A 7,252-nucleotide genomic window follows, 5' to 3' on the forward strand; every position below is an offset into this window, starting at 1 on the left:
GACGATTCCGAACTGGTTCTTCGAGCCCGATATCGCGGCCGATATTGTCGGCAATCTGCTCTTCGGCCTGCTCGAGAGTGACGGCTGGGTGAGCCGGGAACAGACCGGAGCGCTTCGGGTCGGTTACACGACGACCTCCGAGCAGCTCGCACACCAGATCCATTGGCTGCTCATGCGATTCGGCATCGTAAGTACGGTTCGAGATTATGACCCGACTCAGAAGCGGCCCAGCATTATCAACGGGCGCCGGGTCCGGAGCAAGCGCCAGATATTCGAGGTCCGGATCTCGGGCATGGAGAACGTCACAGCATTCGCGGAATCGGTTCCCATGTGGGGCCCGCGTGGTAGCGCCCTTATTCAGGCGATTCCCGAGGCTATGCAGGGGAGGCGACGTGGATCGCAGGCGACATATCTGCCCGCGGAGGTGGCCGATGCCGTGCTGAATTACCTTGACGAGCGTGGCGTGACCGCGCTGGAGGCCGCAGCAATGATCGGTGCAGGCGCCGGGGACCCTCGTGGCGGAATGAAGCAGGTCTTAGGTGCCAGCCGTCTCCGTAGGGATCGTGTGCAGGTGCTCGCGGATGCCTTGGATGACAAGTTTCTGCATGATGTGCTGGCGGAAGAACTCCGGTACTCAGTGATCCGAGAAGTGCTGCCAGTGCGGCGGGTACGGACGTTCGACCTCGAGGTCGAGGAACTGCACAACCTCGTTGCGGAAGGTGTTGTCGTGCACAACTGCGCGCCGCCGTTCAAGCAGGCCGAGTTCGACATTCTCTACGGCAAGGGCATCAGCAAGGAAGGCTCGTTGATCGACATGGGTGTGGATCACGGCTTCGTCCGCAAGTCAGGGTCCTGGTTCACCTACGAGGGCGAGCAGCTGGGTCAGGGCAAGGAGAACGCCCGCAACTTCTTGATGGAGAACGCCGACGTGGCCAACGAGATCGAGAAGAAGATCAAAGAAAAGCTTGGCATTGGCGCGGTGGTGACCGATGGCTTGACCGATGACAGCGTCTTGCCCGCCCCCGTCGATTTCTGAGCCGTCTCGCGAGGAGCTGGCGCGGGCGTTGTGCCTGCGCCTGCTCACCGCGCAGGCACGCACTCGCGCCGAGCTGGCCGGTCAGCTGGCCAAGCGCGGCTATCCCGATGACCTCAGCACCCGGGTGCTCGACCGGCTGGCCGACGTCGGGTTGATCGACGACGCCGGCTTCGCCGAGCAGTGGGTGCACTCCCGTCGGGCGAACGCGGCAAAAGGCAAGCGTGCGTTGGCCGCTGAGCTGCATACCAAGGGGATCGATAACGACGTGATCACCTCGGTGCTCGGCGGCATCAACCCCGCTGCCGAGCGCGGCCGCGCCGAACAGCTGGTGCGGGCCAAGCTGCGGCGGGAGACCCTGGGCGACGCCGATGACGCCCGGGTGAGTCGCCGGCTGGTGGCGATGCTGGCGCGCCGCGGGTTCGGCCAGACGATGGCCTACGACGTGGTCAGCGCCGAGCTGGTCGCCGAACGCGAGCGCAGGCGCGTCTGAACCGTCGGGGCGCCTTGCGTCGCAGGGAGATACAGCGTCTCAGCGATTATCGCGTTCGCGCGCCGGATCAGTGTCAGCAGTGGTCAGCAGATTGTCCAAGGCATCGCTGATGACATCACGTCGAGAGCGGCCGTCGTGCTCGGCGGTGATCAGATTGCTCCCGACGAATAGTGAGAACGCCAGAAAGCTGCGCGCCTCGGCGTCATCATGACCGCAGCCGATCTGCCGAAAAAGCTTGCGCAGATATGCCATTCGCCGGTTATCCACGCGGTTGAGTCGCTTGTTGACGCTGGGGTTGCGGCGGGCCCAGTCGCGGACCGCCAACTCAACGGCAAGCCCGCGTCCGGCGCGTGTGTGACGGCGCGCCAGCTCAAACAGGTGGCGCAACTTTGTGTGCGCGTCGTCTTCGGTGTTCTCGATCTGGCTGATGACGTCGTCGACCACCGTCTGCTCCCAGGTGTCGAGCATCCGCTCCACTAACGCACTGCGATCGGCGAATTCCCCGTAGAAGCCGCCCTTGGTAACGCCAAGGGACGCCGCGAGCACCTCGATCCGGATGGCTTCAGGGCCGCCGTCCGCCAGGGCAGCTAGTGCCGCCCCGACCCACGCCTCCGGTGGCGTCTTTCTTGCAGGCACGACACCGCATTATACGGCGGCGTATTGATTAATCCGGGCTACTCTGCGAAGCTTTATACGGCATCGTATAAAGGAGGCATCGTGAGGATTCCGAACGAGGTACAACTCTCGCAGCCATGGCGCATCCACGGTGTGGTGCACGACTTCACCCTCGAAGATGTTTGGAGACTTCCCGCCGTCACCGGCAACATGGCCGACTTTGCCAGCGTGATCGACATGGTCACCCAGTCCGACCCCGTCAACTCGGACTCGGCGCCCACTCGACTCCTGTGGGGTGTACGGGACCGCCTGGGTAAATGGTTTGATTTGGGCCGGATATCAACCACCGCAGGCACCGAAAAGCGGTTGCCCATCCCCGGGACGCCAGAATTCACCCTCGCTGATCGTTTACCGAACGATCTGCGTGGTTCAGCAGACGAAGTGCATTTCGACCATCTGCCGTTTGTGCCGCTGTACCGAACCGAAGACGAGTTCGCCGCCGAGATGTCTAATCAGACCGTTCATGGGGTGATGCACGTCGCGTGGGTCGGCCGCGATAGCGACGACGATCACGAGGCCCAGATGGCCGTCTATGTCAAACCGCGCGGCCGGTTCGGTCAGGTATATATGGCCTTCATCAAGCCTTTCCGATACTTGATCGTCTATCCGGCGCTCCAACGCCAACTTGCGCGGACGTGGAGTCGTCGCCGGGCAGTGCCGTAAGTCACGGATCGAGGCGGTGGCCGGGACTGCGGAAGCCGGACGCCGCACGACCGCCGTACCATGGCCCCGTGACTTCGACGGTGGCACCAGACGCAGCGGCGCAACGCTCGCCGTTGGTCTCAGCGCGCACCTACGAGGTCCGCACTTACGGATGTCAGATGAACGTCCATGACTCCGAGCGATTGGCGGGCCTGTTGGAAGCGGCCGGCTACCGGCGCGCGCCCGACGGCGCTGATGCCGACGTGGTGGTCTTCAACACCTGCGCGGTGCGAGAGAACGCTGACAACAAGCTCTACGGCAACCTCAGCCACCTGGCGCCCCGCAAGCGCAGCGACCCGAACATGCAGATCGCGGTCGGCGGCTGCCTGGCCCAGAAGGACAAAGACGCGGTGCTGCGCAAGGCGCCGTGGGTCGACGTCGTCTTCGGCACCCACAACCTCGGATCGCTGCCCGCGCTGCTTGACCGGGCCCGGCACAACAAAGTCGCTCAGGTAGAAATCGCCGAGGCGTTGCAGGAGTTTCCGTCGGCACTGCCCGCTGCGCGCGAATCTGCTTACGCTGCTTGGGTTTCCATCTCGGTTGGCTGCAACAACAGCTGTACATTCTGCATCGTACCGTCGTTGCGGGGCAAGGAGGTCGACCGCAGCCCGGACGACATCCTGGCCGAGGTGCGGTCGCTGGTGGACACCGGCGTGCTGGAAATCACCCTGCTGGGCCAGAACGTCAACGCATACGGGGTCTCGTTCGCCGACCCGCGGTTACCGCGCAACCGCGGCGCCTTCGCCGAGCTGTTGACCGAATGCGGACGCATCGACGGTCTGGAGCGGGTGCGGTTCACCTCGCCGCATCCGGCCGAGTTCACCGACGACGTCATCGACGCGATGGCCCAAACGCCGAACGTCTGCCCCGCCCTGCACATGCCGCTGCAATCCGGGTCGGACCGGCTGTTGCGGGCGATGCGCCGGTCCTATCGCGCCGGGCGTTATCTCGGCATCATTGACCGGGTGCGGGCGGTGATGCCGCACGCCGCCATCACCACCGACCTGATCGTCGGCTTCCCCGGTGAGACCGAGGAAGACTTCGCCGCGACGCTGGACGTCGTTCGGCGGGCCCGGTTTGCCGGTGCGTTCACCTTCCAGTACTCCAAACGCCCCGGCACCCCCGCCGCCAAGCTGGACGGTCAGCTGCCGAAAGCCGTCGTCCAGGAACGTTATGAGCGACTGGTGGCGGTGCAAGAGCAAATCGCGTTGGAGGAGAACCGCAACCAGATCGGACGGACCGTCGAGTTGCTGGTGGCCACCGGGGAAGGCCGCAAGGACAGTCGCACCGCGCGGATGAGCGGGCGCGCGCGAGACGGTCGGCTCGTGCATTTCACGCCCGGGGGACAGCAGGTGCGCCCGGGTGACATCGTCACCACGATCGTCACCGACGCCGCGCCGCATCACCTGATCGCCGACGGCGAACTCGTCACCCACCGCCGCACCCGCGCCGGTGATGCGTACGACGGCGGGCAACGTCCCGGCGGTGTCGGTCTTGGTATCCCAGGCGTCGGGCAACCGGCTGCGGCGGCTGAGCCACTCGAGTGCACTCGATGAGCGGACGCGAGCGGAAACAGGGCCAGTTCGACGACTTCCGGGATGATATCGAGGCCGCCGAGCGCCGTATCGCCCGCGAAATCGAGCCGGGTGCAAGGGCTTTGGTTGTAGCGATCCTGGTTTTCGTGCTGCTCGCGTCGTTTATTTTGCCGCATACCGGTCACGTACGCGGATGGGATGTGCTGTTTTCCACCCATGGTTCCGGGGCGGCCGCGGTAGGGCTGCCATCACGGGTATTCGGTTGGCTGGCGCTGGTTTTCGGCGTCGGATTCTCGATGTTGGCGTTGTTGACCCGGCGGTGGGCGTTGGCCTGGGTGGCGTTGGCCGGTTCGGCAGTGGCCAGCGCTGCTGGGTTGCTGGCCATTTGGTCGCGGCAGACCGTGTCAGCCGGTCATCCTGGCCCCGGTGTCGGCCTGGTGGTGGCTTGGATCACCATCATCCTGTTGACGTTTCACTGGGCGCGGGTGGTGTGGTCGCGTACGATCGTGCAACTTGCCGCCGAGGAGCAACGCCGTCGAGCCGCCGCCCACCGGCAGTCCCGAACGCTGCTGGAATCGCTCGACGATGCCGAGCCGACACAGGCGCCGGACAACAACGGCAACGCTAGTTAGGACTTGCGGGTCAGCGCATCCGCGGCGGCGTCAGCCCATTGCCGCCACTGCTCGGCATTAGCCTTGGCCTCCTCGGCTTCCTTGCTGCGGCCGGCCGCCTCGGCTTTCTGGGCTTGGCGTTCGAACTGCTCGGCACGCGCCTGGAACTGCTCGGCGCGGGCCTGAGCCTGCGGGTCCGACCAGTCCGATTCGCCGGCGTCACGCACCTTCTTCTCGATGGCGCGCAGCCGCCGCTCGAGCTCGGCCGACTGTTCTCGCGGCACCTTGCCGATCGCGTCCCATTTCTCGGCGATCGACCGCAGCGCCGACCTGGCGGCCTCGTGATTGCTCGTGTCGAGCTTTTCCGCCTCAGCCAGCAGCGCCTCTTTGGCGGTGGCATTGGTCTGCAATTCGGAGTCCCGCTCAGTGGTCGCGGCATTTCGCGCCTTGAAAAAGGTGTCCTGGGCGGCCTTGAAGCGGTGCCACAGCGCATCGTCGACATCGCGCGCCGCGCGTCCGGCGGCCTTCCAGTCGGTGAGCAGCTTGCGGAACTCGGCGCTGGTGGCACCCCAGTCCGTCGAACCGACGAGCTCTTCAGCCTGCACGCAGAGCTGCTCTTTCGCCTCGCGGGCACCCGCCCGCTCGCGGTCCAACTCCGCGAAATGGGATCCGCGTCGCCGGTTGAAGGTTTCCCGCGCAGCCGAGTAGCGCTTCCACAGCGCATCGTCGGTCTTGCGGTCCAGACCGCTGATCGTCTTCCATTCGTCGAGAATGGCGCGCAGCCGGTCGCCGGCCGCCTTCCATTGCGTAGAGGTGTTGGCCAACTCCTCGGCTTCGGCGGCCAACGCTTCCTTGCGCGCGGTCTGGCCTGCGCGATGCTCTTCGCGACGCGAGCGATCGGCGGCCGCGGCCGCTTCGGCGTGCTCAGCAATGCCTGCCAGCCGGGCGGCCAGCGCTTCGAGATCGCCGAGCACATGTGCGTCCGGCAACGTTTCGGCCAGCCCGGCCGCGGTGGCTCTGATCTTGCGGGCGTCGCCGGTTCCCGAAGCCAGCCGCTCTTCCATCAGCGTGATCTCGGTGCTCAAGTCGTCGAATCGCCGGCCGAAATGGGCAAACGCGGCTTCGGCGTCGCCGGCCTGCCAGGACCCGATGACCCGCTCGCCGGCCGCGGTGATCAGCCATACCGTCCCGTCGGCGTCGACGCGTCCGAATCGGTGCGGGTCGTTGGCCAGCGGCCCCGGGACTGGGTGAGGGTGGGGACGGGATGTTGGTCTGGGCCCGGGCCGCGGTCCCGGCCTCGGCGTGGGCCTCGGTTCCCGAGATTCACTGTGTGGCTCGTCAGGCGTCATGAGCTGCCATCACCTACCCTTCGCGCGGTTGTTAGCCGCGCACCTGCCGCGCATCGCGGCGCCGTCAACTGCACTCGCGGGAGAAGCCTCGAGGTGCTCCCGTCTGGGATCTCACCAGTATTGAAGCAGCTTGTTGGGCGGTGCGGTCCGAGTTGGCGTTGCAGCCGCGCAAGGGCCCAGGTTTTCGGGTCGTGCCGTTAGCCGGAATTATCCCTTGTTCGTGAAACAATCTGTGATTCGGCACGTGCAAATTGCGGCGTTCCGGTCGTGCCTGGACGAGGGGGTATCGCCATAGCGAAGGTCGATATCGCGGCGTTACTCGCGTTGGTCGCGGCGTTGATATCCGGGGTTGGCGATGTGATCCGTCAGCGGTCTGCGCGGGAGATCACCAACGAACGGGTCGGCCACTTCGAGCTGTTCCGCTTGTCGTTGCGGGACGTCCGCTGGTGGTGGGGCGGCCTGGCAGCGGCTGCCAGCTTTGGTCTGCAAGCCATCGCGCTGGTGCTGGGGTCGGTAGTGCTGGTCCAGGCGCTGCAGGTGACGGCGCTGCTGTTCGCGTTGCCGACCAATGCGCGTTTGACGCGTCACCCGGTGACCCGCTGGGAGTGGCTGTGGGCGGTGTTGCTGGCCGCGGCGGTGGCAGTGTTCATCAGCGTCGGCGACCCGGCCGCCGGTCACCAGCGTGGCTCGCTGAAAATCTGGATCGTGGTGGCCGTCGTAATGGGCCCGGTTTTGGTGTTGTGTGTGCTGGGCGCGCGGATTTGGTCGGGTGCGGTCGCCGCGGTGCTGCTGGCGGTGGTATCGGCGTCGTCATGGGCGTTGTTCGCGGTGCTGACCAAGGGCGTCATCGAGGT

Annotated in this window: 8 protein-coding genes; 6 read left to right on the forward strand and 2 right to left on the reverse strand. The window is 65.6% G+C overall.

The window, feature by feature from the left end:
* Both WAN71_RS18420 and recX read left to right on the forward strand, forming a co-directional pair.
* On the forward strand, nt 1-1,036 hold a 1,036-nt coding region (locus WAN71_RS18420; RefSeq protein ID WP_422226713.1), incomplete at its 5' end, for an LAGLIDADG family homing endonuclease.
* Nucleotides 1,002-1,526, forward strand: coding sequence for a recombination regulator RecX (recX, locus tag WAN71_RS18425; RefSeq protein ID WP_422226714.1), 525 nt, complete (start codon nt 1,002-1,004; stop codon nt 1,524-1,526). The genes WAN71_RS18420 and recX, both read left to right, overlap by 35 nt.
* Nucleotides 1,527-1,565: 39 nt before the next feature.
* Here recX and WAN71_RS18430 read toward each other — a convergent pair whose 3' ends face one another.
* Complete coding sequence (locus WAN71_RS18430; protein ID WP_422226715.1) at nt 1,566-2,162, reverse strand: TetR/AcrR family transcriptional regulator; 597 nt, start codon at nt 2,160-2,162, stop codon at nt 1,566-1,568.
* Between the two features lie 81 nt (nt 2,163-2,243).
* On the opposite strand from WAN71_RS18430, the gene WAN71_RS18435 reads away from it, so the two are divergent.
* From WAN71_RS18435 to WAN71_RS18445, 3 genes are all read left to right on the forward strand, one after another.
* Complete coding sequence (locus WAN71_RS18435) at nt 2,244-2,864, forward strand: DUF2867 domain-containing protein (protein ID WP_422226716.1); 621 nt, start codon at nt 2,244-2,246, stop codon at nt 2,862-2,864.
* A 68-nt stretch (nt 2,865-2,932) separates the two neighbouring features.
* Nucleotides 2,933-4,459, forward strand: a complete 1,527-nt coding sequence (gene miaB / locus WAN71_RS18440; protein ID WP_422226717.1) for a tRNA (N6-isopentenyl adenosine(37)-C2)-methylthiotransferase MiaB — start codon at nt 2,933-2,935, stop codon at nt 4,457-4,459.
* Nucleotides 4,456-5,070 (forward strand): hypothetical protein, encoded by a 615-nt coding sequence (locus WAN71_RS18445; RefSeq protein ID WP_422226718.1) that lies wholly within the window; start codon nt 4,456-4,458, stop codon nt 5,068-5,070. Before miaB ends, WAN71_RS18445 begins: the two co-directional genes overlap by 4 nt.
* Here the strand turns inward: WAN71_RS18445 and WAN71_RS18450 are convergent.
* Nucleotides 5,067-6,398 carry a DUF349 domain-containing protein gene (locus WAN71_RS18450; RefSeq protein ID WP_422226719.1) on the reverse strand — a complete coding sequence of 444 codons (1,332 nt, stop codon included), beginning with the start codon at nt 6,396-6,398 and terminating at the stop codon, nt 5,067-5,069. The two genes, WAN71_RS18445 and WAN71_RS18450, sit on opposite strands and share 4 nt — an antisense overlap.
* A gap of 291 nt (nt 6,399-6,689) precedes the next feature.
* On the opposite strand from WAN71_RS18450, the gene WAN71_RS18455 reads away from it, so the two are divergent.
* A partial coding sequence (locus tag WAN71_RS18455; protein WP_422226720.1) for a DMT family transporter occupies nt 6,690-7,252 on the forward strand: 563 nt, incomplete at its 3' end.

The organism is Mycobacterium sp., from assembly GCF_049280035.1.
GTDB lineage: Bacteria > Actinomycetota > Actinomycetes > Mycobacteriales > Mycobacteriaceae > Mycobacterium.